Source organism: Paraburkholderia sp. BR10954 (genome assembly GCF_040965775.1).
GTDB lineage: Bacteria > Pseudomonadota > Gammaproteobacteria > Burkholderiales > Burkholderiaceae > Paraburkholderia > Paraburkholderia youngii.
Genome location: NZ_JBFRCK010000358.1, coordinates 1 through 233 on the forward strand (window position 1 = coordinate 1; position 233 = coordinate 233).

The following is a 233-nucleotide window of genomic DNA, read 5'->3' on the forward strand; positions in this document are numbered from 1 at the left end:
TGCGCGGGCCAACGAGCGGTGCATCCATGAGCTGTTCGAGGCGCAGGTGCGCCGGGCACCGGAGGCGGTGGCGCTGGTGCATGAGAACGAGAGACTGAGCTATGGCGAGCTCAATGCGCGGGCCAACCGGCTGGCGCACCATCTGGTCGGACGGGGGGTGAGGCCGGACCAGCCGGTGTGGAGCTGCGTGGAGCGCAGCGCGGCGATGGTGGTGGGGCTCTTGGCGATCCTGA

At 70.0% G+C, this 233-nt stretch carries 1 protein-coding gene; it reads left to right on the forward strand.

Going from position 1 to position 233, the window contains the following annotated elements:
• Positions 1-233 (forward strand): AMP-binding protein (locus AB4Y34_RS42555; protein WP_368719379.1); only part of this gene is annotated, 233 nt, incomplete at both ends.